Raw genomic sequence first — 26,518 nt, 5'->3', positions numbered from 1 at the left:
GCATGGCGGCGCCGCGGATCGACATCGACACGTACGTCAAGGGCGTGCTCGACGGGAAGCGCGCGCAGATCGCGCGCGCCATCACGCTCGTCGAGTCGACCCGGCCACAACACCGGGCCCTGGCACAGGAGTTGCTGACCCAGCTCCTCCCCCACAGCGGGCGGGCGCGGCGGATCGGCATCAGCGGAGTGCCGGGCGTGGGCAAGTCGACGTTCATCGACGCGCTCGGCACGATGCTGACCGGCCTGGGGCACCGGGTGGCGGTCCTGGCCGTCGACCCGTCGTCGACCCGGACGGGCGGCTCGATCCTCGGCGACAAGACGCGGATGGAGCGCCTCTCGGTGGACCCGGCGGCGTTCGTGCGCCCTTCTCCCACGGCGGGGACGCTCGGCGGGGTCGCGAAGGCGACGCGCGAGTCGATCGTGGTGATGGAGGCGGCGGGCTACGACGTGGTGCTCGTGGAGACGGTGGGCGTGGGCCAGTCGGAGACGGCCGTCGCGAACATGGTCGACTCGTTCCTGCTGCTCTCGCTTGCCCGCACCGGTGACCAGCTCCAGGGCATCAAGAAGGGCGTACTGGAACTGGCGGACGTCCTGGCCATCAACAAGGCGGACGGCCCGCACGAACGCGACGCGCGTTCGGCGGCGCGTGAACTGGCGGGCGCTCTGCGGCTCATGCACCCATCGGACGCCGCGTGGACGCCGCCGGTGCTCAGTTGCAGCGCGCGGGAGTCCAGCGGCCTCGACGAGGTCTGGGACCGCCTGGAACAGCACCGCACGCTCCTGGACTCCACGGGCCGCCTCGCCGCCAAGCGACGCGACCAGCAGGTCGACTGGACGTGGACGATGGTGCGGGACGAACTCCTGGACCGGTTGCGGGGGCATGGGGCGGTGCGGGATCTGGCACCGGAGCTGGAACAGCGGGTGCGCGAGGGCACGTTGACGGCCACGATGGCGGCGGAGCGGATTCTGGAGGCGTTTCAGGGGAACGGGGGGTCCGGGGCCGGGGGGCCTGGAGCCGGGGCCGAATAGGGCAGTCGGTGCGACCGGGTGCCTCGGTTCCGGCACCGACGTCCGAAACCCCTTACGAAAGTAGGGGGTTGCCCCGCACCTTCGTCAGTGCCGGGCGGCTTCCGCGGTTCATACGCTCCTCAGCATGAACAGAATCCGCACACGGCGCAGCGCCGTCACCGCCCTGTTGGCCCTCTCCCTCCTCACCCCGACCGTCGCGGCCTGCGCCGAGAACGGCGGCTCCGCGCCGGCGCGCCGCGCTTCCCCGTCGGCTACGGAAGCCGCGCTCTCCCTTCCCCGCCCCACCGGGTCCTACGGCGTCGGACGGAACACCCTCCACCTCGTGGACGACACCCGCCGTGACCCGTGGGTGCCCTCGGCGGGGTCCCGGGAGCTGATGGTGTCCGTCTTCCATCCCACCCGGCACGGCGGCAGCGACGGCGGCCGGGACGGCGACCGCGCCCCGTACCTGGCGGCCGAGGAGGCGGAACTGCTCCTGGAGGGGCTGAAACTGGACGAACTGTACGAGGCCGGGCAGCTGACCTCCGTCCGCACGAACGCCCGCACCGGCGCGCGCCCCGCGGGAGGCAGGCACCCGCTCGTCGTCCTCTCCCCGGGCTTCTCGCTGCACCGCGCCACCCTCAGCAACCTCGCGGAGAACCTGGCCTCCCACGGTTACGTCGTCGCTCTCGTGGACCACGCCTACGAGTCCTTCGGCACGCGATTCCCGGGCAAGGGGGATTCCTCGCGGGTCCGCACCTGTGTCGCGTGCGAGAAGGTCGAGCAGGCACCCGGCGGTGACGCCGGGGGGAAGAAGGTGCTGACCGAGGCCGCGCGGAACCGGGCGGCGGACATCTCGTTCGTCGTGGACGAGCTGACCGAGCCGTCCCGCACCGCCGACGGGCGGCGCCCCGACTACGCGGCGCTCATCGACACCCGGCGGATCGGGGCCGCAGGCCACTCGCTCGGCGGGAACGCGGCGGCCGTGGCCGCTGGCACGGACCGCCGCATCCGCGCCGCCGCCAACCTGGACGGCTCCTTCTTCGCCCCGGTCCCGGCCGCGGGCACCGGCCGCCCCGTGCTCATGCTCGGCACCCGCAAGGACCACGACCCCTCCACCGATGACGCCTCGTGGCCGCGCCAGTGGCACCGTCTGGACGGCTGGAAGCGCTGGCTCACGGTCGCGGACTCCGGGCACCTGACGTTCACCGATCTGCCGGTCCTCGGCGGCCAGCTCGGCAGGACCGATCCGTCGGCCCCGCTCTCCGGCGAGCGCTCGGGGCAGATCACGACGTCCTATGTCACGGCCTTCTTCGACAAGCACCTGAACGACCGGAACCGCCCCTTGCTGGACGGCCCCTCGAAGGCCAACCCGGAGGTCGCCTTCCACTCACCCTGACGGGACGCACCCCGACGGCACGCACCCCGACGGGACCGGAAGGCCCCCGCCGCCGTTCGCCGGGCCCACGACGTAGATTCGATCCGTGCGGGCACAGCCCTTGCGTGCCGGCCGAGCGAATCACCCGTCTTCGAAGGAGCCACCTGCCCCATGTCCCCCGCTGACTCCGCCGAAGCCCCCGTCCTCACCCGCGTCCAAGGCCGTGCGGGGCACATCACCCTCAACCGCCCCCGCGCCATCAACGCCCTCAACCACGCGATGGTGGGCCTGATGGACGAGGCCCTCACGGCATGGGAGCGGGACGACTCCGTCGCCACCGTCGTCCTCACCGGCGCGGGTGCCCGCGGGCTCTGCGCCGGGGGCGACATCCGCTCCATCCACGACGACATCCGCGCGGGCGGCGGCGCGGCGTCCGTGGCCTTCTGGCGTGACGAGTACCGCCTCAACGCCCGCATCGCCCGCTTCCCGAAGCCGTACGTCGCCGTCATGGACGGCATCGTGATGGGCGGCGGGGTCGGCGTCTCGGCGCACGGCAGCGTGCGGATCGTCACCGAGCGCTCCCGGATCGCCATGCCGGAGACCGGGATCGGCTTCGTGCCGGACGTCGGCGGTACGTATCTGCTGACGCGCACGCCCGGCGAACTGGGCACCCATCTGGCGCTGACCGGCTCGGCGGTGGGCGCGGGCGACGCGCTGCTGTGCGGCCTCGCCGACCGCTACGTGCCGTCGGAGCGGCTGGCGGAGTTCACCGCCGCGCTGGCCGACACCGAGGTGGGCGAGGCGGTCGCCGCGTACGCCACCACCGCGCCCGACGGCGAACTCGCCGCCCAGCGCGCGTGGATCGACGCCTGCTACGCCGCCGACTCCGTGGAGGAGATCGTCGACCGGCTGTACAACTCCGGCGAACGGGCGGCGAAGGAGACGGCCGAGACCATCCTCGGCAAGTCGCCGACCTCCCTGAAGGTCACGCTCGCCTCGCTGCGCCGGGCCCGTGCGCTCGCCTCCCTGGAGGAGGTGCTCGACCAGGAGTACCGCGTATCGGCCACCGCGATCACCGCGCCGGACATGGTCGAGGGCATCCGCGCCCAGGTCGTCGACAAGGACCGCGATCCGCACTGGTCCCCCGCCGAGCTCACTCAGGTGACCGACGCGGAGGTGGCACGCCACTTCGCGCCGCGCGAGGGCGACGAGCTCGGCCTCGCCCCGGAGGCTGCCCCGCGATGCCCCTGATCCAGACGCCCCGCCTCGTCCTGCGGCGCTGGCGCGAGTCGGACGTCGCCCCCATGGCCGTCATCAACGCGGACCCCGAGGTGATGCGGTGGATCGGCGACGGCTCCGTCCACGACGGGGAGGAGCAGACCCGCTCCACCATGGCCATGTGGGAGCGCGGATGGGAGACCGAGGGCTTCGGGCTGTTCGCGGTGGAGGTCTGCGCCACCGGTGAACTCGCCGGGTTCACCGGGCTCTCCGTGCCGCACTACCTGCCCGAGGTGCTGCCCGCGGTGGAGATCGGCTGGCGGCTCGGGCGCCCCTTCTGGGGACAGGGTCTCGCCACCGAGGCGGCACGCGCCGCCCTCGACTTCGGCTTCGCCGACCGGGGCCTGGAGCGGATCGTCAGCGTCGCCCAGGTGGGCAACGTCGCCTCGGAACGGATCATGAACAAGCTCGGCATGCGCGTGGAGCGCGCCACCCTCGATCCCTACTGCGGGCGCGCCGTCCGCGTCCACGCCCTGAACGCCCCCGGCCCGGCGGACGTCACGGCGGATCGATCTCCGTGACGACGGCGAGCAGCTGGAACGGCAGCTCCTTGTCCCACTGGGAGACGCCGAGGGCGATCCACCGTCCGTCGACCCGCCACAGATGAAGGTCCGGCACCGAGGAGCTCAGCGAGCTCCACGGCTCCGGTATCTCCTCGCCCACGTCGTCGTACCCGTCGCCCTGGGCCCGCTCGAAGACGCTCGCCAGGCTGAACATCTGGGGCGCTCCCCAGCGCTCGGCGAGCAGGACCGTCAGGCCGTCGCGCTCGGCGTCGTACTGATCCGATGTCGCCTCCCACCGCGTGCCGTCGTCCTCCCAGAAGTCGCCGCTCGTCAGTAACTCGGCGATGTGATAGCCGGGACCGCCGACGCCGGAGGGCGACCTGCCGCGCTCCGCGGGGAACCCCCGTGAGCGCAGCAGGTCGATCGTGGCGAGATGCTCTGCGCTACTCATGACACCCAGTAAACCGGCCGCCACTGACAACTGGCCCGCCGTCAGGCCCCCGCCGTCACCATCCGGACACCTGCCTCACGGCACCCCCTCACGGCACCCCCTCGCGACACTCCCTCGCGACACTCCCTCGAAGCCTCACGCGTCGCGCCGCCGCACCGCCCACCAGCCCGCGAGCAGCGCGGCCGCCGCCCACGCGGCCGTGACGGCAAGTCCCGTCCAGGGGCCGAGAGTTCCCGTCGGGTTCTCGTGCAGCACCTGCTGCCCCGCCCGGTCCGGCAGGAAGCCCGCGACGCCGCTCGCGACGTCCCCGACCACGAAGGAGACGATGAGCGTGAACGGGATGAGGATGCTCAGGACGGCGACCCCGCTGCGCAGCAGCATGGTCAGGCCCGCGGCGAGCAGCGCCATGAGCGCGAGGTAGATGCCCCCGCCGACGCACGCGCGGACGGCGCCGTCATGGCCGAGGCCGATGGCGTACTCCCCCAGGAAGGCCTGCCCGGCCAGGAAGCCCGCGAAGCTGGTGACGAGCCCCACGCCCAGGGCGAGCGCGCCGACCACCGCGACCTTGGACCCGTAGAAGAGCCCTCTGCGCGGCACCGCGGAGAGCGAGATCCGCAGCGCGCCGTTCAGGTACTCGCAGGACATCGCCGTCGTACCGAAGCTGATGGCGGCGATCTGGCCGAAGTTGAGTGCGTAGAAGGCGCCGAAGAGTGGTTCGTAGTCGGCGTTGTCGGCCTCGGCCGTGCCGACCGCGGCGAACGCGAGCACGGTGATGGCGAGGGTGGCGGCGAAGACGGCGATCAGCGAACCGAGGCTGGCGCGCACCGACTTGATCTTGATCCACTCCGAGTGGAGCACGGCGGTCGTCGACATGCTCAGGCCTCCTGGCGGGACATCGGGGTGGCGGCGGCGAACTCGGTGTCGTCGGCCGTGAGCGCGAGGTAGGCCTGCTCCAAGGAGGCCTGCTCGTCGGAGAGTTCGAGGAGGGGGATGCCGTGACCGGCGGCGATGGACCCGATCTCCTCGGCCCGCGCGCCGTCCACCGTCCAGCGGCCGTCGTCCCCCGCGGCCATCACGTACCCCTTGTCCGTCAGGAGGCCCCGCAGCCGGTCGGCCGAAGGAGTGCGCAGCCGCACCCGGGGGCTGCTGTGCGCGGCGATGAAGTCCGCCATGGAGGTGTCCGCGAGCAGCCTGCCCCGGCCGAGGACCACCAGGTGGTCGGCGAACGTGGCGGTCTCGTTCATGAGGTGGCTGGACACCAGGACGGTGCGGCCCTCGCGGGCGAGGCGCCGCAGCAACTCGCGGATCCAGATGATGCCTTCGGGGTCGAGGCCGTTGGACGGCTCGTCCAACATGACGACGGGCGGGTCGCCGAGCAGCGCCGCCGCGATGCCCAGGCGCTGGCGCATGCCGAGCGAGAACGTCTTGATCCTGCGCCCCGCCACGGAGGCGAGCCCGGCCTCTTCGAGGACCTCGTCCACGCGGCGCACGGGGATGCGATTGCTGACGGCGAGGGCGAGGAGGTGGTTGCGTGCGGTACGCGATCCGTGCGCGGCCTGGGCGTCGAGGAGGGCTCCCACGTGACGCAGGGGCTCGTCGACGGCCGCATAGGGGCGGCCGCCCACCGTGGCGGTGCCCGAAGTGGGCCGGTCGAGGCCGAGGACGAGGCGCATGGTGGTGGACTTGCCGGCGCCGTTGGGGCCGAGGAACCCGGTGACCTTCCCCGGGCGGACGGTGAAGGTCAGTCCGTCCACCGCGCGGGTGGTGCCGTACTCCTTGGTGAGGTCTTGGACGTCGATGCTGGTCATGGGCCAAGACTCGCGGTCTCCCGTGCGGTGGGTCTTCCCCCGCCCGGGGAGTTCCTCTCCCCCGCGCGGGGGAGCCGTGCGGCCCGGCCCGCTGGCACGATGGCGTGATGCCCCGCTTCCTCAGGCCGCTCACGCAGGCGGTGACCTACACGCGCTGGCTGCACGTGCTCATCGGCTCGGTCATCCCCTTGACGGCCGCGTTCGTCACGCCGGGCCTGAGCAGTCCATCGGCCGGCGACTGGATCCTGATCGCGCTCCAGCCGATCCCGCTGGTGGTGGCGGCCGCTCTGCTGCTGCCGTCGCTGCGTCGGGCGGAGGGGCTCCAGGCCCGTTTGATGCTGTTCCCGGGGCAGCACGCGCGCGTGCGGGGCGACGGCGAGGATTCCGGTATCTCCGTGGCTCCCTCCGCGTCGTGGCGCGACCGGAAGAGGACCGCGCTGTGGGCCGTGCTGCGTCTGGAGGCCGGTTGCGCGGCGGCCTTCGTCACGGTGCAGCTCCTGGGGATGACGCTGGCCCTGCTGGGGTCGACCGCCGAACCCGGCGACGCGTCCGGTCTGTTCGTCCCGCTGCCGGACCAGAACCCCCTCAACGCACTGTTCGTGCCCATCCCGCTCGCGGTGCTCCTAGGGGTCATGGTGGTCGGGGGCCGCCTGATGACCTCGGCCGCCCGGCAGTTGCTCGGCCCCTCGCCCAAGGAGCGCCTCGCGGCCCTGGAGGAGCGCACCGAGCAGCTCCTGGAACGCACCCGCATCGCGCGCGAACTGCACGACTCCATCGGGCACGCGCTGACCGTCGCCGTCGTGCAGGCGGGCGCCGCGCGGGCCACCGCCGACCCGGAGTTCACCGACCGCGCGCTTGGCGCGATCGAGGAGACCGGCAGGGCCGCGCTCGAAGACCTGGAGCGGGTGCTGCGGGTGCTGCGTGAGGACGAGCGGCCCGCGAGCCGAGGGCCCACGCTCGCCGACGCCGACCGGCTCCTGGACTCCGCGCGCGCGTCGGGGGCGAAGGTCGACACCGAGGTGACGGGCCCCCTGGAGAGCGTCCCGGGCCCGGTGTCACGCGAGGGCTACCGCATCCTCCAGGAGTCGCTGACCAACGTGCTGCGCCACTGCGGACCGGTTCCGGTACGGGTGCGGATCGCGGTCGGCGACGGGGTCCTGGGCATGGAGGTGCGCAACCCGCTGCCCCAGGGGACACCGCCGACCGGCCGTGGCGGCAGCGGTCTTCGCGGCATCCGCGAACGGGCCACGCTGCTCGGCGGCCGGGCCACCACGGGCCCCGGCGAGGGCGACTGGCAGGTGCACGTCGAGCTTCCCCTGGCGTGACCTAGGCTGACCGGATGCCGGTCACTGTCCTGCTCGTCGACGACGAACCCCTCGTACGCGCGGGGCTGCGCGCCGTCCTGGAGGCGCAGCCCGACATCGAGGTGGTCGGCGAGGCGGCCGACGGCGCCGCTGTCATTCCGCTGGTGCGCCAACTGCGGCCCGACGTGGTCGCCATGGACGTCCGCATGCCGCTGCTCGACGGAATCGAGGCCACGCGCGCGGTCCTGCGCACGGTGCAGGACCCGCCGAAGATCCTCGTGGTGACGACCTTCGAGAACGACGAGTACGTGTACGAGGCGCTGCGCGCGGGTGCCGACGGTTTCCTGCTCAAGCGCGCCCGTCCCGCGGAGATCGTCAACGCCGTCCGCCTCGTCGCGGAGGGCGAGTCGCTGCTGTTCCCCGCGGCGGTGCGGCAACTGGCGGGCGCGTACGGGCAGCGGCCCGGCAACGCGCAGGCCAGGGCGGCCCTGGACCGGGCCGCGCTCACCGAGCGCGAGGCGGACGTGCTGCGCCTGATGGCGCGCGGCCTGTCGAACGCGGAGATCGCCGCCGAGCTGATCGTGGGCGCCGAGACGGTCAAGTCGCACGTGAGTTCCGTGCTCGCGAAACTGGGGGCGCGCGACCGGACGCAGGCGGTCATCGCCGCGTACGAGTCCGGTTTCGTCGCACCGGGGTGAGCGTCCTCTAGGCGGTACCGCCTCGGACGATCGTCGGGAGCGGGCCGCCCTCGGGGTCGCGCCGCATCTCCCCGCCTTCCTGGCCCTCTTCCACGACGCGGGCCAGTTCCGTGCCGTTCTCCGACCGGGCGAACTGGGCGACGTGGTCGCCGTTGTCCAGCGAGCGCGGCAGCCTCGGTCCGACCACGAGCGTGTTGAAGCGGTTCTCCGGCGGCAGGTTCATGCGGTCGCCCACGGCGAGGCTGTTGGCGAGGACCACCCAGGCGCCGATCACCTCGACGCAGCGCTCCGCGGCCAGCCGGTCCCAACGGCGGATCGCCCTGCTGATCGGTGAGGAGAGCAGCGGCACGAAGAGGTGGGAGACCCCGAAGGCCCGCAGCGGCGCCTCCCAGTCGGTCGACTGCTTGATGTCCTCACATATCAGGACCGCGACCCGGCCGATGGCGGTTTCCACGACGGTGACGCCCTCTCCGCGCTCCAGGTACTCAGCGGCCCTCTCGTGGTCCGGGCGGCGCGGCAGCTGCCACCTGTCCGCCTGGCCTTTGCCCATGGTGAATCCGTGCACCTTGTCGTGGGTCAGGATCGTCTCCCCGGTGGAGCGGTCCACCAGGACGGCACGGTTCGGCGGCGGGTCGTCCTCGCCCAGCGGACCGGTCCCCAGGAGCACCCACCGCAGCCGGCTGCCTTCCGGTTCTGTGCCGACATGCGTCTTCCAATGGTCGTAGAGCGCGTTCGACAGGGTGCTCTCCGGCATCACTCCGATCTCCGCACCTGATTCGTCCAGATTCTTGACCACGTGATCGATGCGGTCGCGCAGCCGTTCGTCCCGCGTCGACACCTTGTAAAAGGTTGTTCCGTCCACCTGGTGGAAATCGAACTTCAGATCGTCGTAGCTCTCCAGTAATGGTGCAGACCCTATAGGAATCGCTTTCTTCCCGGAGAAATGCGCACCGTTTCGCTGTTTGAATCCGATGTGGCGTACGTTCCTGCAGTCGTCCGCGGTGACCCGATGCACGTTGAAGAAGTCGGGCCTGCCCGTGGGCTGCGCGAGCAATTTCCCGGGCCGCGTGCAGCGGGGCAGCAGCAAACCGGTCGTCGGGCCTTCCGGATCATTGAGCTGATTCTTCTCGTTGTATCGGCGGGCGATCTTGTTCAAGGCGGACGGGCAGCGTGCGCCACTGAACGGATTGACGGCACCGAGCACCTGGTCGAGGCCGGTCAGTGCGGCGAAGATGCCCTTCTCGCCGTGCTGCCCGAATATTTTTTCGACCCGAGCGGTGTCGACCGTGCCATTCGCCGTTGCCTCCTCACAGATTTCGTCGGCCAGTTGATGCACGAACAGGTCACCGTGCCACTGGTTCGCCGTGAGACCGAGGAAGGGGCGCTCCGGGAGAAGGTCGTAGAGAACGACGAAGAGGTCCGCCGGATCCTTGGGTAAGAGAACACCTTTGATCGAATGGGTGCCACCGCTCGCCGACACACTTCCGTTCATGGTCCCCCCCGAGGCCGTTTCGCGTAACCAGATATTAACGCAAGGAGGCGGCATATTCACCGAGAAACAGAAGAAAGCCGGAGTGGCCGCAAGTACGGATCTTGAAAAGGGCGGAAAAGAATCATGGCGGCCTCACTTGACACTCACTTGACATGGCTCCACGCTGGAAAGGTCCGTCAATTGGGGGAGCCGGAACAGGAGAGTGACATGAGTGACGGAAGGCGCCAGCGATACGATCGGGCAACCGAGATCCAGAGCTTGATGGACGAAATGAAGTCCTCGGAAGAGATATCCGACGGGCTGTTCAGTTCGCTGGGCATGATGGTCACCGACGCCTCGCTCGCGGGCGATGAGGAGGCGCTTGAGGCGGCCCATGAAGGACTCCGCCGCCAGTACGGACGCCAACGTCGACTGCGCGACGGCCAGGGCGACGCGGCGGCGGAGTTGCGCGGCCGCCTGCTGGGCCTCATCGACGTGACGTACTGGGCGCTTCGCCGCCTGCCGTCCGCGCTGCAACTCTCCCTCGACCCGACCAGTCACGCGGCGCGGTTCCTCGTCGAGGTGGCCCGGCAGCCTGGCCAGAGCAACGCCCAGCTCGCCGCTCGACTCGACGTGGACATCACCGAGATCAGCCGGATCGGCCGCAAGATGGTCGATGCCGACGTCGCCTGGAAGCGCCGCGCGTGGCGGCAGAACGCCTGGGACATCACGCCGCGCGGCCAGCACTACCTCGAGGAGTCCGGCCTTCGTCGAAGCGAGCCCGATCCGGCGCCGCTGCCCCGGCCGCAGCTGGGGGACTTCGAGTATTTCGCGGGAGTGAAGGTTCGGCCCGGACGGCTGTCGGGTGTCGTGACCGACGCCCGGGGCACGGCCATCGCACGCGCCCAGCGCGACCTGGAGCCCGTCTGGAACGCCGACGCGGCGGTCACGGTGCTCGCCGCGTTCGTCCACGACCTGCTCGCCGAGGCCCCGGCGACGCGGGCCCCGGCCGATGCCGGCCGGGTCGGACTCGGAGTGGAGATCGGCGGCCATGTCGACGCGGCCCGCGGAACCGTCGTCTACGCCCCGAACTACGCCACCGGTGCGGGCTGGACGGGTTTCTCCCTGGCCGAGCCACTGCGCAGGGCGACCGGGCTGCCGACCGTGCTCGAGAACGACGCCAACGCCCTGGCCCAGCTGGAGGAGACGCTCACCGGGCCCGGGACCGGACGCACCGATGCCGCGGTGATCCTCGACCACGGCATCGGTGCGGGCCTGATGCTCAACGGCCGCGTACACCACGGCGCGGCGGGCTCCGCCGGTGAGATCGGCCACGTGGTGGTGCGCTCCGACGGCCCGCTGTGCAGCTGCGGCAACCGCGGCTGCCTGGAGAGCGTCGCGGGCACCGATGCCATCGCCGACGAGATACGCGCCCTGACCGGCCGGACCGCCGAAGGCCTGGACGCGGCCCTGGCCCTGCTGTCGAACGACGAATGCCGCAAGTACGTCGAGGAAGTCCTCGGCAGGACCGGCGAGGCGCTAGGCATCGGCCTCTCGGCGCTGATCAACCTGACGAACCCCGACCGGATCGTGCTCTACGGACCCGCCGGACTCGTCTCGGACGGCGAATTCGAATCGGCGCGGTCGTTCATGACCGCCGTGCACAAGACGGTCCGCAAGCAGGCCTTCTCCACGGCCGGCGACGACGTCACCCTGACGGCCAAGCCCTACCACGACGAGGTCGGCGCCCTGGCCGCCACGGCGGTCGCCATGCGGCGCCTGAGCCGCGATGGCCGATGACCCCACCCCGTCGACCGTGGGCACGCAGTACGCCGGGACGCGGGACATCGTCCTGCTGGCAGGCCTGCTGATCCTCATGGCGTCGACGCTCGGTGTCACGCTCGTCCAGACATGGCCGCCTCCGCCCACTCCCGGAGCGGCCCAGCGGGTGGAGAAGGCGGCACAGGTGCGCGTGCTGTTCTGGTCCCCCGATCTGCTCCGCGAGACAAGGCTGTTCATCGTCGTTGCCGCTGCCGGGGGCTTGGGCGCGGTGATCCACACGCTGCGTTCGCTCTACTGGTACGTGGGCAACCGAGGGCTGCGGCGCAGCTGGGTGCTGATGTATGTCGTCGAGCCGTTCGCCGGGGCGAGTCTGGCCCTCGTCGTGTACTTCGTGCTGCGTGGCGGCCTGACCACCACCATGGCGTCGTCCAGCGACATCAATCCGTACGGCGTGACCGCGCTGGGCGCGCTCGTCGGCATGTTCTCCCGGGAGACCGCGGGCAAACTGCGTGCCGTGTTCGCGACGCTCCTGGCCCCCGCGGAGCAAGGAGCGGACACCATGGCGCCCCGGGAGGGCCCGCGGCGCGGCGCGGGAGACGCGCCGCGGTGAGTCACCGCTGACCGGCACTCTGTGTCACAGGTGGGCCCGGCACTCGCAGCGGTGGGCCCCGGCGAGTACGATCCGCCCAACATGCGCACGAGCTGGGAGGACGGACGTTGGGGCGGCTGACCGGCGGGGATCCCTCTCTGCTGCGGCGGATCAACTCCGCGGTGGTGCTGCACGCGCTGCGTGCGGCGGACTTCGCGACACTGACCGAGATCACCCGGGTGACCGGGCTTTCGAGGCCGACCGTCGAAGGCGTGGTCGAGGGGCTCATCGAGGCCGGGCTCGTGGTGGAGACCGCCGCCGAGGAAGGCGCGGCCCGACGCCAGGGACGGCCCGCCCGGAGGTTCCGCTTCCGGGCCGAGGCGGGGCACCTGCTGGGCCTGGAGATCGGCCCGCACCGGGTGGCCGCCGTCCTCTCGGACCTGGACGGCCGGGTGATGGGCACGGTGGCCAGGGACGTGGACGAGACGGCCCCGGCGGACGAACGCATCGAGCGGCTGCGCACGGCGGTCGCCGATCTGCTGCGCCGCGGCCAGATCGCCCGCAGCTCCCTGCGCGCGGTGGGCGTCGGCAGCCCCGGCATCGTGGAGGCGGACGGCACGGTCCGCCTGGGCACCGCGCTGCCCGAGTGGACGGGACTCCCGCTGGGCGAGCGCCTGCGCCGGTCCTTCAAGTGCCCGGTCCTGGTGGAGAACGACGCGAACACGGCGGCCGTGGCCGAGCACTGGAAGGGTGCGGCGACCGAGGTGGACGACATGGTGTTCGTCCTCGCGGGGCTCAGCCCGGGAGCCGGCGCGCTGATCGGCGGGCGGCTGCACCGCGGGTACGGCGGCGCCGCCGGGGAGATCGGCGCCCTACACCTGCTCGGCCGTGACGTGACCCCCGAGACGCTTCTTTCGACCACGGACGAGCCGCTGCACCCGCTCGACGAGCAGGCGGTGGCGGAGGTGTTCGCCCACGCGCGCGAGGGCGACGAGCGGGCGCGGCAGGCCGTGGAGCGGTTCATCCAGCGCCTGGTGCACGACGTGGCGGCGCTGGTGCTCGCCCTGGACCCCGAACTGGTCGTCGTGGGTGGCTGGGCGGCCGGTCTGGACGGCGTACTGGAGCCGCTGCGCCGGGAGTTGGCCCGCTACTGCCTGCGGCCGCCGCGGGTGGCCCTGTCGGTGCTCGGCGAGGCCGCCGTCGCGACGGGCGCGCTGCGGCTGGCCCTCGACCATGTCGAGGAGCAGCTGTTCGCGGTGGAGGGCACGGTCACGGCGCGCCGCTGAGGCGACGCGCCGTGCACAAGAAGATCGCCGTGCACGAGAAGATCGCCGTGCACGAGTAGAGCGGGGTCAGGAAGCCTGGCGCTCCGGGCCGTGATGGATCTCCACGCCGCCCGCGTCGCCGAACGTGAGGCGGCAGGTGTCGGCGCGGTAGGTCGCCACGGAGACCGCGGCGGTGCGTCCCTCGGCGAGGAAGCGGGTCGTCACGACGAGGACCGGGGCTCCCGGCAGCCGGTCGAGCGCCTTGGCGTCGTCCGCGCGGGCCGAGCCGAGTTCGACGGCGCGGTCCTGTCCTTCGAGGCCCAGACGGTGCAGCTCGCGCAGCACGCCACGCGCGCGTGAGGGTCCGGACGGGGCGTCTATGGCGGAGAGCTCCGGGACGGACGCCGTCGACACGTACAGCAGCTCGGCGGCCACGGGCTGGCCGTGCGAGACGCGCGTACGCCGCACGACGTGCACCTGTTCGTCGGGGTGGACCTCCAGCATGCGGGCCACCTCGGCGGGCGGGACCGCCGGTGCGCAGTCGGCGGGCTGCCAGGCGTCGCCGACCTCGCCCGGCCAGGTGCCTTGTGCGGATCCGACGGCCACACCCATCCGCGGCGGGGCGACGGTCGTGCCGACACCGCGGCGGCGCTGCAGCCTGCCTTCCAGCTCCAGCTGCTCGAGTGCCTGACGGAGCGTGGCGCGGGCCACGCCGAAGCGGGCCGCGAGATCACGTTCGTTGGGCAGGATCTCACCGACGGTGAACTCGGAGTCGAGTGCCTCGCTGAGCACGGTCTTGAGGTGCCAGTACTTCGGCTCCGGTGCCGTTTCCAGCTGCGTGGTCCCCACCCTGTCCTCCGCAATCGCCGTGTACCGGCGGCTTTTTAGCGCCCTTGTTTATTAAAGGTTCCTGCACTATCTCTGCGACGATAGAGCGGCACCCACCCTTGGTCAAGACCAATCCTCGATCCGTTACAGCCCGCACAGGGACGATGCCACAGAGCATTCACGCGATGTTGGCGTCGGGTCACGTACACGTAGCGAACAAGACAAAACCCCCGCCCTGAGTGGACGGGGGTCTGCCAATTGGCTTCTACGAGGCGAACCCGACCAGCTTGTCCGGGTTACGGATGATGTAGAAGTTCGCGATCTGCCCGTCGACGACGTCCAGTTGGACGATGGAGTCCGGCTTGCCGTCGACCAGGAGCAGCAGGGACGCCGCGCCGTTGATCTCCAGGAACCGGGCTTCCACCTCCGCCCCCTCCGGCACGCCCCGCCGGACCGCACCGTCCAGGAAACGGCCCACCTTGTCGGCACTCTCGATGACGCGCAGCGGCCCCCTGGTCTTGCCGCCGCTGTCGCCGACCAGACGTACGTCCGGAGCCAGCAGGGACATCAGGCCGTCCAGGTCGCCGCTGGTCGCCGCGGCGAGGAACCGCTCGGTCAGGTTCCGGCGTTCGTCCGGATCCACCGCGTAGCGCGGCCTTCCCTCGTCGACGTGCTTGCGGGCGCGCGCCGCGAGCTGCCGTACCGCCGGCTCGCCGCGGTCCAGCGTGAGGGCGATCTCCGAGAACGGGAACCCGAAGGCCTCCCGCAGCACGAACACCGCGCGCTCCAGGGGCGAGAGGGACTCCAGGACGACCAGGACGGCGATGGACACGGAGTCGGCGAGCACGGCCTGCTCGGCGGTGTCCGGGACGGTCGGCCCGTAGTCGGTGACCAGCGGTTCGGGCAGCCAGGGGCCCACGTAGGACTCGCGCCGCGACTGCACGTGGCGCAGCCGGTCGATGGCGAGCCGCGTGGTGACGCGCACCAAGTAGGCGCGCGGTTCGCGCACTTGCGCCTGGTCGGCCGAGGACCAGCGCAGCCAGGCCTCCTGCACGATGTCCTCCGCGTCGGCCACCCGGCCGAGCATGCGGTAGGCCACGCCCATCAGGACGGGCCGGTGCTCTTCGAAGACGTCGGTCGCGGTGTCGGTTGCCACCTCTCCATCCCAGCCGACGGATTCCCCGGTGTCCAGGCGAAATGAGTGCGGCGCGCCCCACACCGGACCGGCGGCCGTTGCCCCCTCCCCCTTGAACTGGAGGCTACTGAGCGGTAATTGTTGCTGACAAGGTGTCTAAGGTGTCTGAGGACCGTCGCCACGCGGCGGGGACTGGAGCAGCAATGGCCGCAGAGGTGTCCTTCAGCGTCGAGACGTCCGGCGGCCCGCGGACCCTGTCCGTCGCCTACGAACGCGCGGGCGAGGGCGAGCCGCTGCTCCTGCTGCACGGGATCGGCCACCACCGCCAGGCATGGGGCCTGGTGTTCGACATTCTGGCCGCCGAGTACGACGTGATCGCCGTGGACCTGCCCGGATTCGGCGAGTCCCCCGCGCTTCCCGACGAGCTTCCCTACGACATAGCGACGGTGGTGTCCGTGCTCGGCGCGCTGTGCGAGGCGCTGGGGATCGAGCGTCCGCACGTGGCGGGCAACTCGCTGGGCGGTCTGCTCGCCCTGGAGCTCGGCCGCGAGAAGCTCGTGCGCTCGGTCACCGCACTGTCCCCGGCCGGCTTCTGGACGCCCGGGGAGCGGCGGTACGCGTTCAACACCCTGCTCGCGATGCGGCACGGGGCGCGGCTCCTTCCGTTGCCGCTGATCCAGCGGCTCTCGCGGACCGCGGCCGGGCGCGCGGCGCTCACCAGCACCATCTACGCCCGTCCCGGCCGCCGTTCACCCGAGGCCGTCGTCGCCGAGACGCTCGCGCTGCGCGACGCCACGGGGTTCGAGCAGACCCTGGCCGCCGGGCGCGACGTGCTCTTCGCCGACGACGTGCCCGGCATCGCGGTCACCGTCGCGTGGGGCGCACGTGACCGCATCCTGCTGCGCCGCCAGGGGGTGCGCGCCAAGCACGCCGTCCCCGGGGCCCGCCTGGTGCGGCTTCCCGGGTGCGGGCACGTCCCGATGAACGACGATCCGGCGCTGGTCGCGCGCGTGGTCCTGGACACGTGCCGCCGCGAACCGGCCGCCTAGCGCCCCGGAGCCCAGGGCCACCCCGGCGCCGACGAGCGCGCTGCCCACGGCCTGCGGAACGCCGTAGGTGCCGGTGCCGACCAAGGGGGCGGTGAAGGCCGCCGCGACGGGAATGAGCCCGGAGAAGAGGGTGGCGCGCTCGGCGCCGATGCGCTGGATGCCCGAGTACCAGCAGACGAACCCGATGACGGTGACGATCGCCGCCTGCCACAGCAGGGCCGCCGCCTCGGTGGCGTCGGGCACCCGCAGCCAGTTCCCGCCGTCGGCCAGGACCCCGATGACGGCGGACTCGGCGGCGGCGATCCCGCACACCGTGGCGGAGAGCAGCTTCGGGCCGAGCGGCCGCAGCACGGGCACGGCCAGGACGGCGAACCCGACCTCGCCCGCGAGCGCGCCCACGGAGAAGAGGATGCCGACCAGGTCCGTACGGCCCCACCCCTGCACCGTGAAGGCACCGGCGGCCACGATCAACGCCCCGTACATGACCGTCCGTTGCGGCTGCCGCCCCTCAAGGAGCGGCACGATGACCGCCACCACGACCGGTGCGCAGCCTACGAGGACACCCGGTACGGCAGGTTCCGCCGTGCGTTCGGCGGCCAGGATCGCCAGGTTGAAGCCGACCATGCCGACGGCGGCGAGCACCGCGAGCCGCCCCCACTGGCGCCCCGTCAGACGCCGCAGCGGCGCCGTCGCGCCCCGCCCGAGCAGCGGCAGGAGCAGCAGGCAGGCCAGGCCGTAGCGCAGGAACTGGCCGCCCGCGTACGGGTAGTCGCCGAGGAGGCTGTTGGCGGTGAAGGAGCCGCCGACGAGGAGGCAGGCGAGTGCCGCGAGCAGGGATCCATGGGCTCCGCCGGCTCCGCGGGTGGGGTTCGTGTTCATGTCCCTGACGCTAGGAACGGACGCGGACCGGTTTAAGGTCCACTTCCGGGGCCTTTTCGGGGACCACTTCGCCTCGCCCGTCCACCGTCACGCTCAGGAGGCGCACCCGATGACGTCAGGATCGGGGCGGGCACCGGGCACCGCCGCCTGGGAGCTGCTGCTCCCCGCCGCGTCCGCCCCCGCCCGCAGCCGTGGCCGCAGTCTCCAGTCGGCGCTGCGCGACGCGGTCAGGGCCGGGCGGCTCGCGCCGGGGACGCGGCTGCCGTCCAGCCGTGAACTCGCTGCCGACCTGGGCGTTTCGCGGGGGCTCGTCACCGAGGCGTACGAGCAGCTGACGGCCGAGGGCTATCTGCGCAGCGACCGCGGCGCGGGGACCTGGGTGGGCGGGGCGGCCCGGACCGCCGCACGCGGCGCACGCGATCTGGCGCCGCGTCCCGTCCACGCGCGCGTGGACTTCATCGCGGGCACCCCCGATCTGTCCCTGTTCCCGCGCGCCGCGTGGGCGGCCGCGCACCGCGGCGTCCTGGCCGAACTGCCCCATCACGCACTCGGCTACCCCGACCCGCGGGGCCTGCCCCGGCTGCGTACGGCCCTCGCCGAACTGCTCGTACGCCGCAGGGGCGTGGTCGCCGACCCCGAGGGGATCGTCGTCTGCTCCGGAGTGGCGCAGGCCACCGCCCTGGTCGGCTTCGTGCTGCACGCGCGCGGGGTGCGCACGGTCGGCGTCGAGGACCCCGGAAGCCCGCAGCACGGCGAGCTGTTCGCATCGGCGGACGTCGGCACGGTGCCGGTCCCGCTCGACGACGAGGGCATGGTCACCGGCGTACTGAGGGAGCGGGGGCTGCGTGCGGTCCTCACCACGCCCGCCCATCAGTTCCCCCTGGGCATCGGCTACTCGGCACGGCGGCGCACCGAACTCCTGGACTGGGCGCGGTCCGTGGACGGTCTGATCATCGAGGACGACTACGACGGGGACTTCCGCTACGACCGCGCCCCGGTGGGCGCGCTGCAAGGGCTCGACCCGGGGCACGTCGCGTACACGGGCTCGGTCAGCAAGTCGCTCGCGCCGGGGCTTCGCCTGGGGTGGCTGCTGGTGCCGGAGTCGATGACCGACGAGGTCGTCGCCCGCAAGCGCATGATGGACCTGGGCAATCCGGCGCTCGACCAGGCGCTGCTCGCGCGGTTCGTCGAACGCGGGGACTACGACCGCCAGTTGCGCCGCTGCCAGCGTGCCTACCGGGAGCGCAGGGACACGCTGGTCGCGGCGCTCGACGAGCACCTGCCCGGCACGGAGGTCACCGGGATCGCCGCCGGACTGCACGTCATCGCCCGGCTGCCCGAGCACTGCGGACCGCAGGAGGACTTCCTGCGGCGTACGGCGGCGGCCGGGGTCACCGTCCGGCCGCTGAGCGCCTACGGCAGTGACGACGGCTCGGCGGTGGGCTCCGGGGTGCGCCTCGTCCTCGGCTACGCCCATCTGACGCCCGCCAGGATCACCGAGGGAGTACGGCTGGTCGCCGAGGCCGCCCGGAGCGCCTGATCAGGAGTTGGACCACGCGCGCGTGCAGAGCACCAGGCGGTAGCCGTCCGGGTCCTCGACGGTGACGCCCCACTCGTTCCAGTACGGGTTGGGCGACTGGACGCGGGTGCCGCCGTGCGCTTCGAGGCGTGCCACCAGCTCGTCGGGGACGGGCTCGTCGAGGTAGACGACGAGCAGGTCCTCCTCCGTGGGGCGCGGTCGGACCGGCTTGTCCGCCTCGTGCACGAGTTCGAGATGCCAGGAGGCGTCCGGCCATCCGGCCATGAGCAGGTCGTGCTCGCCGGGCGCGCCGCCGCCCTCCGACCGCCATACGACGTCCAGGCCGAGGCCCGTCACCCAGAAGCGCTCCGCCGCGGCGAGATCGCGGGACGGACGGGCGATGCGGATGTGGCTCTGACCGTTGACCGGCATGGGACTCCCCCTTCGGACGCGGCGCGCTCGGCCGCGCACCCCTGTCTCCCGAGCGTAGCCAGCGAACGATCTTCGGACATCGGCCGTCCGGCCTCGGGCGCGCGGCGGGTGTGCCGCGACTGGGGACCTGCGACCGGAGATGTAGGAGACGGCACGGGCGACATGCCGTTCGCACACCGGTTCCCTTGTACCCATGGGCAGTTGTTCACTTGGGGTTTGTGTGTGCGCCGCCGCGCACCACTAGTTGTGGCCCTGCACACTGGTCGGACCTGTCACTGGAGGCGCATTCATGTCACACCCTGAGCCGAGCCCGTCCCCTCGCCGCCGCAGTGTGCTGCGCGGTTCGCTCGCCGTGCCTGCGGCACTGGCCGTGCCGTCTCTCGCCGGGGCCGCTCCGGCGTTCGCCCGGTCCGGGCGTCCGCGGGCCGAGTGGGGTGTGCAGGCCGGTGACGTGACGGCGCACGCGGGCCTGGTGTGGGTGCGTTCGGACCGACCGGCGCGCATGATCGTGGAGACGTCCGCCACGGAGTCGTTCCGCAACCCCACCCGCTGGAAGGGCCCGGTGCTCGGCCCGGACACGGACTTCACCGGGACGACACGGCTGCGCGGACTGCCCGCGGGCGAGCAGATCCACTACCGCGTGATCCTGGCCGACCCCGACGACCCCAGACGTACCGGCGAGCCGGTCACCGGCACGTTCCGTACGACACCGAAGGGGCGCAAGGAAGGCGTGCGCTTCCTGTGGTCGGGCGACATCGCGGGCCAGGGGTGGGGCATCAACCCGGACCGCGGCGGCTGGCGCATCTTCGACGAGATGCGCCAGAGGGACCCGGACTTCTTCCTGTGCAGCGGCGACAACATCTACGCCGACGGGCCCATCCTGCCCAGCGTCACCCTGCCCGACGGCAGGGTGTGGCGGAACGTGACCACGGAGGAGAAGTCGAAGGTCGCCGAGTCGCTGGCGGAGTTCCGCGGCGCCTTCCGCTACAACCTGCTCGACGAGAACCTGCGGCGCTTCAACGCGCAGGTGCCCTCCATCGTCCAGTGGGACGACCACGAGGTGCGCAACAACTGGTATCCGGGGCAGATCCTGACCGACCCCCGCTACACGGAGAAGAACGTGGACGTCCTGGCCGGGCGCTCCCTGCGCGCGTTCAGCGAGTACTACCCGATCTCCACGCTCCCGCCGGGCGACGAGGACGGCCGGGTGTACCGCGTGCTGCGGCACGGGCCGCTCCTGGACGTGTTCGTCCTGGACATGCGCTCCTACCGCAACGCCAACTCGCCCGGCCGCCAGCCCGACGACACCACCGGCATCCTGGGCGCCCGGCAGTTGCGGTGGCTCAAGCGGGAGCTGTCGCGCTCGCGCGCCACCTGGAAGGTCATCGCGTCCGACATGCCGCTGGGCCTCGTCGTGCCCGACGGCGCGGCGAACTTCGAGGCCGTCGCGCAGAACGACCCGGGCGCGCCGCTGGGCCGCGAGCTGCAGATCGCCGAGCTGCTGCGGCACATCAAGCACCGCAAGGTCACCGGGACGGTGTGGCTGACCGCCGACGTGCACTACACCTCGGCCCAGCACTACGACCCCTCGCGTGCGGCGTTCAAGGACTTCGCGCCGTTCTGGGAGTTCGTCTCGGGGCCGCTGGCCGCGGGCGGCTTCCAGGCGCTCAAGCTCGACGGGACGTTCGGCGCCGAGCAGCGCTTCGTGAAGGCGCCGAACCGCGCCAACACCTCACCGGCCGAGACCCCGCAGTACTTCGGCGAGGTCGACATCGACGGGGCCAGCGGCGAGCTGACCGTGCGGCTGCGACAGGAGGGCGGCGGGGTGCTGTTCTCCAAGGCACTGCGGCCGGGCCAGGTGGGACAGCAGTGATTTCACCCCCGAAGGGACAGCAAGAGGTCATGTCCGGATACCAAGGAAGAGCAAAGTTGAACTAAACGGACAGAAGGCGTCTTAACCCATCAGTCACAAAACGTTCGTGATCACGCAACACCCTTCCTCCACAGTGGCCGTATGAGTACAGACATGTCTGATGTGACGCGAACCAAACATGGCCGTCCCGTTCACCACTGGCGGCGGGATCTGGTGGAACTCGCCGCCCTGTTCACGGCCGTGGCCGTGGCGGACGCGGTGGCGAACATGATCGGGCACGGCCCGGACGGCCCCGCCCTGCTCGTAATCTCGGCCGTGGTGCTGCTCGCCACGGTCGGGTTCCACACATGGTGGGCACGCCGCCACAACCACGCACCCCCGACAGCGGACGATACCGGCGCCCGGCCGCACGCCGCCGGGCAGCGGACCAGCCAGCAGGGCGGGTCGCGGAGCGGCCCCATGACGGCCATGGAACAGGCCGGGGCCATCGCCACGGAGTCGTCCGCAGGGGCGACGACGCTGTGGCGGATGCGCACCACGGTGCGGGACGAGCCCGGCTCGCTCGCCGCCCTGTGCACCGCGCTGGCGCACGGCAGGGTCGACATCCTGAGCCTCCAGGCGCACCCGCTGGCCGAAGGCACCGTCGACGAGTTCCTGCTGCGCGCCCCCGCCGACCTGCCCGCGGCCGAGATCACCCGGGGCGTCGCGCACGCGGGCGGATCGGGCACCTGGATCGAGCGTGCGGACGCCCACGACCTGGTGGACGCCCCCACCCGTATCCTGAGCCTGGCCACCCGCACCGCCCTCGACGCCGCCGAACTGCCGCTCGCCCTGCGCCAGTTGCTGGGCCGCTGCACCATCCGCTCCCTGCCCGCCAAGGCCCAGTCCACCGCCGGGCCGCGGGCGGCCAAGCCCGCCGAGGGCGCACCCGTCGAGGGCGCGCTGGAGGGCGAGGGCACGGTGCTGCGGCTACAGGCCCCGGACGGCGAAGTGATCACCGTGGAGCGGCCGTACCTGCCGTTCACGCCCACCGAGTTCGCCCGCGCGCGTGCCCTGGTCGAGCTCGACACCCGGCTGGGCCCGCGCATGCCGCGCAGCCAGGACGTACTGACCCTCGCCGAGGGCAGCCCCATCACCGTCCGCCGGGCCGACACCACCGATGTCGACGCGGCCAAGGCCATGCACGAGCGCTGCTCGCAGCGCACCCTCGGCATGCGCTACCACGGCCCCGTACGGGACGCGGACCGCTACCTCAACCACCTGCTCAGCCCGCGGTTCGGCCGCACCCTGGCCGTGCAGACCGCGTCCGGGCGCATCGTCGGCATCGGCCATCTGCTCTGGGACGGCGACGAGACCGAGATCGCGCTGCTCGTCGAGGACGACTGGCAGCGCCGCGGCATCGGCAGCGAACTCCTGGGCCGCCTGGTGGCGTTGGCGGTCGAGGCCGGCTGCGAGAGCGTGTACGCGGTGACGCAGGCCTCCAACACGGGCATGGTCGCCGCGATGCGCGGCCTCGGCCTTCCCCTCGACTACCAGATCGAGGAAGGCACGCTGGTCATCACCGCCCGCCTCGAAGCGACGCCGGTCAGCTCGCGACTGCCGTACGACCAGCCGCAGGGGCGGGCCGAGCAGCACTGACCCGGGGCACATCGGCCGACGCGCCGGCGTCGGCACCTGTGCCGGTGCCGGACGGCCGAGGGCTCCCGAGGGCGCGGTCGAGGTCCTGCCACAGGTCCTCGACGTCCTCAAGCCCGGCCGACAGACGCAGCAGGCTGTCGCTCACGCCCGACGAGCGCCGGTCCGCCGCGTCCACGACCCGGTGGCTGATGGACGCCGGATGCTGGATGAGCGTGTCGACGCTGCCGAGGCTGACCGCCGGGGTGATCAACCGCACCCCGGCGGTCACCGCGTGCGGATCGCCGCGGACCTCGAAGGCGACCATGGCGCCGCCCAGACGCGGATAGTGCACGCGGCGCACGCGCGGGTCGGCGGCAAGGCGCCGCGCGAGCTCCGCCGCGTTCGCGGACGCGGCGCGCACCCGCACCGGCAGCGTGGAGAGACCGCGCAGCAGCAGGTATCCGGCCAGCGGATGCAGCACTCCGCCGGTGGCGAACCGGACCTGCCGCAGCTGCCGCGCGAACTCCTCGTCGCACGCGATCACTCCGCCCAGGACGTCTCCGTGCCCGCCCAGGTACTTGGTGGCGCTGTGCAGCACGAGCCGCGCCCCGCTCTCGACGGGCCGCTGGAGGACGGGCGTCGCGAAGGTGTTGTCGGCCAGCAGCGGCACCGTGCCGCAGGACTTGGCCACCGCACGCAGATCGAGCTCGGCCAGGGTCGGATTGGCGGGCGACTCGACGAGCACCAGGCCCGTGTCGGGGCGGATGGCGTCGGCTATCCCGGCCGGATCGACCCAGGTCACCTCGGAGCCCAGCAGCCCCGCCGTCAGGAGGTGGTCGCTACAGCCGTACAGCGGGCGGACCGCCACGACGTGGCGCAGTCCCGCCGCTCCGCGCACGAGAAGGACCGCGGTCAGCGCCGCCATGCCGCTCGCGAAGGCGACCGCGCTCTGTGTCCCCTCCAGCCGCGCGAGGGCGGTCTCGAAGCGGGCCACCGTCGGGTTCGCGAGGCGGGCGTAGACGGGCGGTCCGTCGTCCAGGGCGCCGTCGGCGGCGAAGGCGTCGATGCGCGCGGCCTCGCCGCGGGTGTCGTACGACGGGTAGGTGGTGGACAGGTCGATCGGCGCGGCGTGCAGGCCGAGCCCGGCCAGGTCGTCGCGTCCGGCGTGCACGGCCTCGGTGGCGAGGGCGCGCGGGGCGGGTGGTGCCGGGGTCGGGGTCGGGTGGCCGGATCCGGTGCGGGGTTCCGTGTTCGTGTCCATGCCCCACAGCCTGAACAAAGGCCGGTGACTGGTAGTTGAAGCCCGTGCTACGTTCGGCGCGTGGCTGAATCTGTCGTACTGGACCCGGTGGATCTCCGCATACTGCGGCTGCTGCAGAACGATGCCCGGATCACCTACCGCGATCTCGCGGCCCAGGTCGGCGTCGCCCCGTCGACCTGTCTGGACCGTATCTCCCGGTTGCGCCGCTCCGGTGTGATTCTCGGGCATCAGCTGCGGCTCGATCCGGCGAAGCTCGGACGCGGCCTTGAGGCGCTGCTCTCCGTGCAGGTGCGCCCGCACCGGCGGGAGCTCGTCGGGCCGTTCGTGGACCGGATCAGGGCGCTGCCGGAGTCGCGGTCGGTGTTCCATCTCGCGGGGCCCGACGACTATCTGGTGCACGTGGCGGTGGCCGACACCGCGGACCTGCAGCGGCTCGTCCTCGACGAGTTCACGGCACGGCGCGAAGTGGCCCGCGTGGAGACGCGGTTGATCTTCCAGCAGTGGGAGTGCGGACCGCTCCTGCCGCCGGGCCCCGGGGCCGATGACCAAGGGCAGAGCTCCGGCCAATCGTGATGACGCGAGCATGTTCCGCGTACGAGGATGTCCGCATGTCAGACATGAAGATCTCGAACGCGGGCGAGAACACGAGCCCACTGCCCCGCCAGGTCGCCGACTCCTATGTCGACGAGCTCATCGCCCTCGACCCCATCAACGGCACGTATCTCGGCGTCAAGGCCAGCCACAGCAAGCTCCCGGACACCTCGCCCGCGGGCCAGGACGCCGTGGCGGAGCTCGCCCGCAGGACGCTCGCCCGGCTCGACGAGGCGGAGCGGCTGCCCGGCGCCGGAACCGAGGCCGAGCGCCGGTGCGGGCGGTTGCTGCGGGAGCGGCTCACCGCCGAACTCGCGGTGCACGAGGCGGGCGAGGGGCTGCGCGCGGTCGGCAATCTGCACACGATTCCGCACGCGGTGCGCGAGATCTTCACCGTGACGCCGATGGAGACGGCCGAGGACTGGACGGCGATCGCCGAACGGCTGCGGGCCGTACCGGCCGCGTACGAGGGCTATCGCGCCTCGCTCGAACTGGGCCTGAAGCGCAAGCTGTTCGCGGCTCCCCGTCCCACCGCCACCTTCATCGAGCAGCTCGGCGAGTGGGCGGGTCCCGGCGGGAGCGAGGGCCGCGGCTGGTTCGAGGAGTTCGCCTCCGACGGCCCGGACGCGCTCCGCACCGAACTGGACGAGGCGGCGCGCGCCGCCACCGCGTCGGTCGTGGCGCTGCGCGACTGGATGCGGGACGTGTACGCGCCCGCGATCGAGGGCGCGCCCGACACGGTGGGCCGCGAGCGCTACGCCCGCTGGTCGCGCTACTTCAACGGCACCGACCTGGACCTCGACGAGGCGTACGCGTACGGCTGGGCCGAATTCCACCGGCTGCTCGGCGAGATGCGCACCGAGGCCGAGAAGGTCCTGCCCGGCGCGGCCACTCCGTGGGTGGCACTGGCGCACCTCGACGAGCACGGCACGCACATCGAGGGTGTGGAGGAGGTGCGGGTCTGGCTCCAGGAGCTGATGGACGACGCGATCGAGGCGCTGGACGGCACGCACTTCGAACTCGCCGAGCGGGTGCGGAAGGTCGAGTCCCACATCGCCCCGCCGGGCGGCGCGGCGGCCCCGTACTACTCGGGCCCGTCGGAGGACTTCTCGCGTCCCGGCCGGACGTGGCTGCCGACGATGGGCGAGACCCGCTTCCCCGTCTACGACCTGGTCTCCACCTGGTACCACGAGGGCGTGCCCGGCCACCATCTCCAGCTGGCGCAGTGGGCGCACGTGGCGGAGGATCTCTCCCGCTACCAGGCGACGATCGGAATCGTCAGCGCCAACGCGGAGGGCTGGGCGCTGTACGCCGAGCGGCTCATGGACGAGCTCGGCTTCCTCACGGACGCCGAGCGCAGGCTCGGCTATCTGGACGCCCAGATGATGCGGGCGCTGCGCGTCATCGTCGACATCGGCATGCACCTGGAGCTGGAGATCCCGGCGGACGCGCCCTTCCACCCGGGCGAGCGCTGGACCCCCGACCTCGCGCAGGAGTTCTACGACGCGCACTGCAGCCGTCCCACGGAGTACGTGGCCAGCGAGATGACCCGCTACCTCTCCATCCCCGGCCAGGCCATCGGCTACAAGCTGGGCGAGCGGGCCTGGCTGCTGGGGCGCGAGAACGCGCGGCGGCGCCTTGGCGATGCCTTCGACGCGAAGGCGTGGCACATGGCCGCGTTGTCGCAGGGGTCGCTGGGCCTCGACGACCTGGTGGACGAGTTGTCGGCCCTTTGAACCGTCCCTGCGCGTCGGCCCTTCGCGTCGGCCCTTCGCATCGGTCCTTCGCGTCGGTCCT

At 72.0% G+C, this 26,518-nt stretch carries 23 protein-coding genes and 1 pseudogene; 15 read left to right on the top strand and 9 right to left on the bottom strand.

Annotated features, from left to right (window positions below; translation table 11 throughout):
* Window positions 1–2: 2 nt before the first annotated feature.
* The 4 genes from meaB to ACZ6ZP_RS36280 all read left to right on the top strand — a co-directional run bounded on the left by meaB (window position 3) and on the right by ACZ6ZP_RS36280 (window position 4,187).
* Complete coding sequence (gene meaB / locus ACZ6ZP_RS36295) at window positions 3–1,031, top strand: methylmalonyl Co-A mutase-associated GTPase MeaB (RefSeq protein WP_469410076.1); 1,029 nt, start codon at window positions 3–5, stop codon at window positions 1,029–1,031.
* 124 nt (window positions 1,032–1,155) lie between these two features.
* Complete coding sequence (locus tag ACZ6ZP_RS36290; protein WP_469410073.1) at window positions 1,156–2,409, top strand: alpha/beta hydrolase family protein; 1,254 nt, start codon at window positions 1,156–1,158, stop codon at window positions 2,407–2,409.
* Between the two features lie 150 nt (window positions 2,410–2,559).
* Window positions 2,560–3,639 (top strand): enoyl-CoA hydratase/isomerase family protein, encoded by a 1,080-nt coding sequence (locus ACZ6ZP_RS36285; RefSeq protein WP_468617652.1) that lies wholly within the window; start codon window positions 2,560–2,562, stop codon window positions 3,637–3,639.
* Window positions 3,630–4,187 carry a GNAT family N-acetyltransferase gene (locus ACZ6ZP_RS36280; protein WP_469410070.1) on the top strand — a complete coding sequence of 186 codons (558 nt, stop codon included), beginning with the start codon at window positions 3,630–3,632 and terminating at the stop codon, window positions 4,185–4,187. Before ACZ6ZP_RS36285 ends, ACZ6ZP_RS36280 begins: the two co-directional genes overlap by 10 nt.
* Here the strand turns inward: ACZ6ZP_RS36280 and ACZ6ZP_RS36275 are convergent.
* The 3 genes from ACZ6ZP_RS36275 to ACZ6ZP_RS36265 all read right to left on the bottom strand — a co-directional run bounded on the left by ACZ6ZP_RS36275 (window position 4,165) and on the right by ACZ6ZP_RS36265 (window position 6,428).
* Complete coding sequence (locus ACZ6ZP_RS36275; RefSeq protein ID WP_351169714.1) at window positions 4,165–4,620, bottom strand: hypothetical protein; 456 nt, start codon at window positions 4,618–4,620, stop codon at window positions 4,165–4,167. The two genes, ACZ6ZP_RS36280 and ACZ6ZP_RS36275, sit on opposite strands and share 23 nt — an antisense overlap.
* 135 nt (window positions 4,621–4,755) lie before the next feature.
* Window positions 4,756–5,493, bottom strand: coding sequence for an ABC transporter permease (locus ACZ6ZP_RS36270; RefSeq protein ID WP_351169717.1), 738 nt, complete (start codon window positions 5,491–5,493; stop codon window positions 4,756–4,758).
* Window positions 5,494–5,495: 2 nt separating this feature from the next.
* The gene (locus ACZ6ZP_RS36265) at window positions 5,496–6,428 is read right to left on the bottom strand and encodes an ABC transporter ATP-binding protein (RefSeq protein WP_399982262.1); all 933 of its coding nucleotides are present in this window, start codon (window positions 6,426–6,428) and stop codon (window positions 5,496–5,498) included.
* 107 nt (window positions 6,429–6,535) lie between these two features.
* Between ACZ6ZP_RS36265 and ACZ6ZP_RS36260 the strand changes: the two genes are divergently transcribed.
* Window positions 6,536–7,753 carry a sensor histidine kinase gene (locus tag ACZ6ZP_RS36260; protein WP_469410065.1) on the top strand — a complete coding sequence of 406 codons (1,218 nt, stop codon included), beginning with the start codon at window positions 6,536–6,538 and terminating at the stop codon, window positions 7,751–7,753.
* A 14-nt stretch (window positions 7,754–7,767) separates the two neighbouring features.
* Entirely contained in the window at window positions 7,768–8,430 is a 663-nt protein-coding gene (locus ACZ6ZP_RS36255; RefSeq protein WP_351169726.1) for a response regulator transcription factor, read from the top strand.
* Between the two features lie 7 nt (window positions 8,431–8,437).
* Here the strand turns inward: ACZ6ZP_RS36255 and ACZ6ZP_RS36250 are convergent, their stop codons facing one another.
* A complete protein-coding gene (locus tag ACZ6ZP_RS36250; protein ID WP_469410063.1) occupies window positions 8,438–9,922 on the bottom strand; it encodes a hypothetical protein in 1,485 nt (494 codons plus the stop codon).
* A 261-nt stretch (window positions 9,923–10,183) separates the two neighbouring features.
* Between ACZ6ZP_RS36250 and ACZ6ZP_RS36245 the strand changes: the two genes are divergently transcribed.
* The 3 genes from ACZ6ZP_RS36245 (at window position 10,184) to ACZ6ZP_RS36235 (ending at window position 13,558) form a co-directional block, all read left to right on the top strand.
* The gene (locus ACZ6ZP_RS36245) at window positions 10,184–11,701 is read left to right on the top strand and encodes an ROK family transcriptional regulator (RefSeq protein WP_361469175.1); all 1,518 of its coding nucleotides are present in this window, start codon (window positions 10,184–10,186) and stop codon (window positions 11,699–11,701) included.
* On the top strand, window positions 11,691–12,293 hold the full coding sequence (locus tag ACZ6ZP_RS36240; protein ID WP_469410060.1) for a hypothetical protein: 603 nt from the start codon (window positions 11,691–11,693) through the stop codon (window positions 12,291–12,293). Before ACZ6ZP_RS36245 ends, ACZ6ZP_RS36240 begins: the two co-directional genes overlap by 11 nt.
* A 107-nt stretch (window positions 12,294–12,400) precedes the next feature.
* Window positions 12,401–13,558 (top strand): ROK family transcriptional regulator, encoded by a 1,158-nt coding sequence (locus ACZ6ZP_RS36235; protein WP_351169738.1) that lies wholly within the window; start codon window positions 12,401–12,403, stop codon window positions 13,556–13,558.
* Between the two features lie 66 nt (window positions 13,559–13,624).
* Here the strand turns inward: ACZ6ZP_RS36235 and ACZ6ZP_RS36230 are convergent, their stop codons facing one another.
* Complete coding sequence (locus ACZ6ZP_RS36230) at window positions 13,625–14,386, bottom strand: GntR family transcriptional regulator (protein WP_351169741.1); 762 nt, start codon at window positions 14,384–14,386, stop codon at window positions 13,625–13,627.
* A 244-nt stretch (window positions 14,387–14,630) separates the two neighbouring features.
* A complete protein-coding gene (sigJ, locus tag ACZ6ZP_RS36225; protein WP_351169744.1) occupies window positions 14,631–15,521 on the bottom strand; it encodes an RNA polymerase sigma factor SigJ in 891 nt (296 codons plus the stop codon).
* Between the two features lie 182 nt (window positions 15,522–15,703).
* Here sigJ and ACZ6ZP_RS36220 point away from each other — a divergent pair, with 182 nt between their 5' ends.
* On the top strand, window positions 15,704–16,549 hold the full coding sequence (locus tag ACZ6ZP_RS36220; protein WP_469410194.1) for an alpha/beta fold hydrolase: 846 nt from the start codon (window positions 15,704–15,706) through the stop codon (window positions 16,547–16,549).
* Window positions 16,550–16,621: 72 nt separating this feature from the next.
* On the opposite strand, the pseudogene ACZ6ZP_RS36215 reads toward ACZ6ZP_RS36220, so the two are convergent.
* Window positions 16,622–17,428 (bottom strand): annotated as a pseudogene (locus ACZ6ZP_RS36215) (DMT family transporter); the annotation flags it as partial.
* A 109-nt stretch (window positions 17,429–17,537) separates the two neighbouring features.
* Here ACZ6ZP_RS36215 and pdxR point away from each other — a divergent pair.
* A complete protein-coding gene (gene pdxR / locus ACZ6ZP_RS36210) occupies window positions 17,538–18,968 on the top strand; it encodes a MocR-like pyridoxine biosynthesis transcription factor PdxR (RefSeq protein WP_351169750.1) in 1,431 nt (476 codons plus the stop codon).
* On the opposite strand, the gene ACZ6ZP_RS36205 is transcribed toward pdxR, so the two are convergent.
* Complete coding sequence (locus tag ACZ6ZP_RS36205; RefSeq protein ID WP_469410056.1) at window positions 18,969–19,379, bottom strand: VOC family protein; 411 nt, start codon at window positions 19,377–19,379, stop codon at window positions 18,969–18,971. It lies immediately after the preceding gene.
* A gap of 289 nt (window positions 19,380–19,668) precedes the next feature.
* On the opposite strand from ACZ6ZP_RS36205, the gene ACZ6ZP_RS36200 reads away from it, so the two are divergent.
* The gene (locus tag ACZ6ZP_RS36200; RefSeq protein WP_351169756.1) at window positions 19,669–21,252 is read left to right on the top strand and encodes an alkaline phosphatase D family protein; all 1,584 of its coding nucleotides are present in this window, start codon (window positions 19,669–19,671) and stop codon (window positions 21,250–21,252) included.
* A gap of 141 nt (window positions 21,253–21,393) precedes the next feature.
* On the top strand, window positions 21,394–22,890 hold the full coding sequence (locus tag ACZ6ZP_RS36195; protein ID WP_469410053.1) for a GNAT family N-acetyltransferase: 1,497 nt from the start codon (window positions 21,394–21,396) through the stop codon (window positions 22,888–22,890).
* Here the strand turns inward: ACZ6ZP_RS36195 and ACZ6ZP_RS36190 are convergent.
* Complete coding sequence (locus tag ACZ6ZP_RS36190) at window positions 22,838–24,130, bottom strand: trans-sulfuration enzyme family protein (RefSeq protein ID WP_383825711.1); 1,293 nt, start codon at window positions 24,128–24,130, stop codon at window positions 22,838–22,840. The two genes, ACZ6ZP_RS36195 and ACZ6ZP_RS36190, sit on opposite strands and share 53 nt — an antisense overlap.
* Before the next feature lie 60 nt (window positions 24,131–24,190).
* Here ACZ6ZP_RS36190 and ACZ6ZP_RS36185 point away from each other — a divergent pair, with 60 nt between their 5' ends.
* Together ACZ6ZP_RS36185 and ACZ6ZP_RS36180 are read left to right on the top strand one after the other, a co-directional pair.
* The gene (locus ACZ6ZP_RS36185) at window positions 24,191–24,703 is read left to right on the top strand and encodes an Lrp/AsnC family transcriptional regulator (RefSeq protein ID WP_351169765.1); all 513 of its coding nucleotides are present in this window, start codon (window positions 24,191–24,193) and stop codon (window positions 24,701–24,703) included.
* 35 nt (window positions 24,704–24,738) lie between these two features.
* On the top strand, window positions 24,739–26,457 hold the full coding sequence (locus ACZ6ZP_RS36180; RefSeq protein ID WP_469410050.1) for a DUF885 domain-containing protein: 1,719 nt from the start codon (window positions 24,739–24,741) through the stop codon (window positions 26,455–26,457).
* The last annotated feature ends 61 nt before the right edge of the window (window positions 26,458–26,518 follow it).

The organism is Streptomyces sp. NPDC054047 (genome assembly GCF_055585065.1).
Note: the sequence above shows the minus strand (reverse complement) of the source record. Positions and strands in the feature narration are given on the sequence as shown.

Bases quoted from the DNA above. Each gene is read 5' to 3' on its own strand.
- meaB (WP_469410076.1), top strand. From the start codon at position 3: ATGGCGGCGCCGCGGATCGACATCGACACGTACGTCAAGGGCGTGCTC.
- ACZ6ZP_RS36290 (WP_469410073.1), top strand. From the start codon at position 1,156: ATGAACAGAATCCGCACACGGCGCAGCGCCGTCACCGCCCTGTTGGCC.
- ACZ6ZP_RS36285 (WP_468617652.1), top strand. From the start codon at position 2,560: ATGTCCCCCGCTGACTCCGCCGAAGCCCCCGTCCTCACCCGCGTCCAA.
- ACZ6ZP_RS36280 (WP_469410070.1), top strand. From the start codon at position 3,630: ATGCCCCTGATCCAGACGCCCCGCCTCGTCCTGCGGCGCTGGCGCGAG.
- ACZ6ZP_RS36275 (WP_351169714.1), bottom strand. From the start codon at position 4,620: ATGAGTAGCGCAGAGCATCTCGCCACGATCGACCTGCTGCGCTCACGG.
- ACZ6ZP_RS36270 (WP_351169717.1), bottom strand. From the start codon at position 5,493: ATGTCGACGACCGCCGTGCTCCACTCGGAGTGGATCAAGATCAAGTCG.
- ACZ6ZP_RS36265 (WP_399982262.1), bottom strand. From the start codon at position 6,428: ATGACCAGCATCGACGTCCAAGACCTCACCAAGGAGTACGGCACCACC.
- ACZ6ZP_RS36260 (WP_469410065.1), top strand. From the start codon at position 6,536: ATGCCCCGCTTCCTCAGGCCGCTCACGCAGGCGGTGACCTACACGCGC.
- ACZ6ZP_RS36255 (WP_351169726.1), top strand. From the start codon at position 7,768: ATGCCGGTCACTGTCCTGCTCGTCGACGACGAACCCCTCGTACGCGCG.
- ACZ6ZP_RS36250 (WP_469410063.1), bottom strand. From the start codon at position 9,922: ATGAACGGAAGTGTGTCGGCGAGCGGTGGCACCCATTCGATCAAAGGT.
- ACZ6ZP_RS36245 (WP_361469175.1), top strand. From the start codon at position 10,184: ATGGACGAAATGAAGTCCTCGGAAGAGATATCCGACGGGCTGTTCAGT.
- ACZ6ZP_RS36240 (WP_469410060.1), top strand. From the start codon at position 11,691: ATGGCCGATGACCCCACCCCGTCGACCGTGGGCACGCAGTACGCCGGG.
- ACZ6ZP_RS36220 (WP_469410194.1), top strand. From the start codon at position 15,704: ATGGCCGCAGAGGTGTCCTTCAGCGTCGAGACGTCCGGCGGCCCGCGG.
- pdxR (WP_351169750.1), top strand. From the start codon at position 17,538: ATGACGTCAGGATCGGGGCGGGCACCGGGCACCGCCGCCTGGGAGCTG.
- ACZ6ZP_RS36205 (WP_469410056.1), bottom strand. From the start codon at position 19,379: ATGCCGGTCAACGGTCAGAGCCACATCCGCATCGCCCGTCCGTCCCGC.
- ACZ6ZP_RS36200 (WP_351169756.1), top strand. From the start codon at position 19,669: ATGTCACACCCTGAGCCGAGCCCGTCCCCTCGCCGCCGCAGTGTGCTG.
- ACZ6ZP_RS36195 (WP_469410053.1), top strand. From the start codon at position 21,394: ATGAGTACAGACATGTCTGATGTGACGCGAACCAAACATGGCCGTCCC.
- ACZ6ZP_RS36190 (WP_383825711.1), bottom strand. From the start codon at position 24,130: ATGGACACGAACACGGAACCCCGCACCGGATCCGGCCACCCGACCCCG.
- ACZ6ZP_RS36180 (WP_469410050.1), top strand. From the start codon at position 24,739: ATGTCAGACATGAAGATCTCGAACGCGGGCGAGAACACGAGCCCACTG.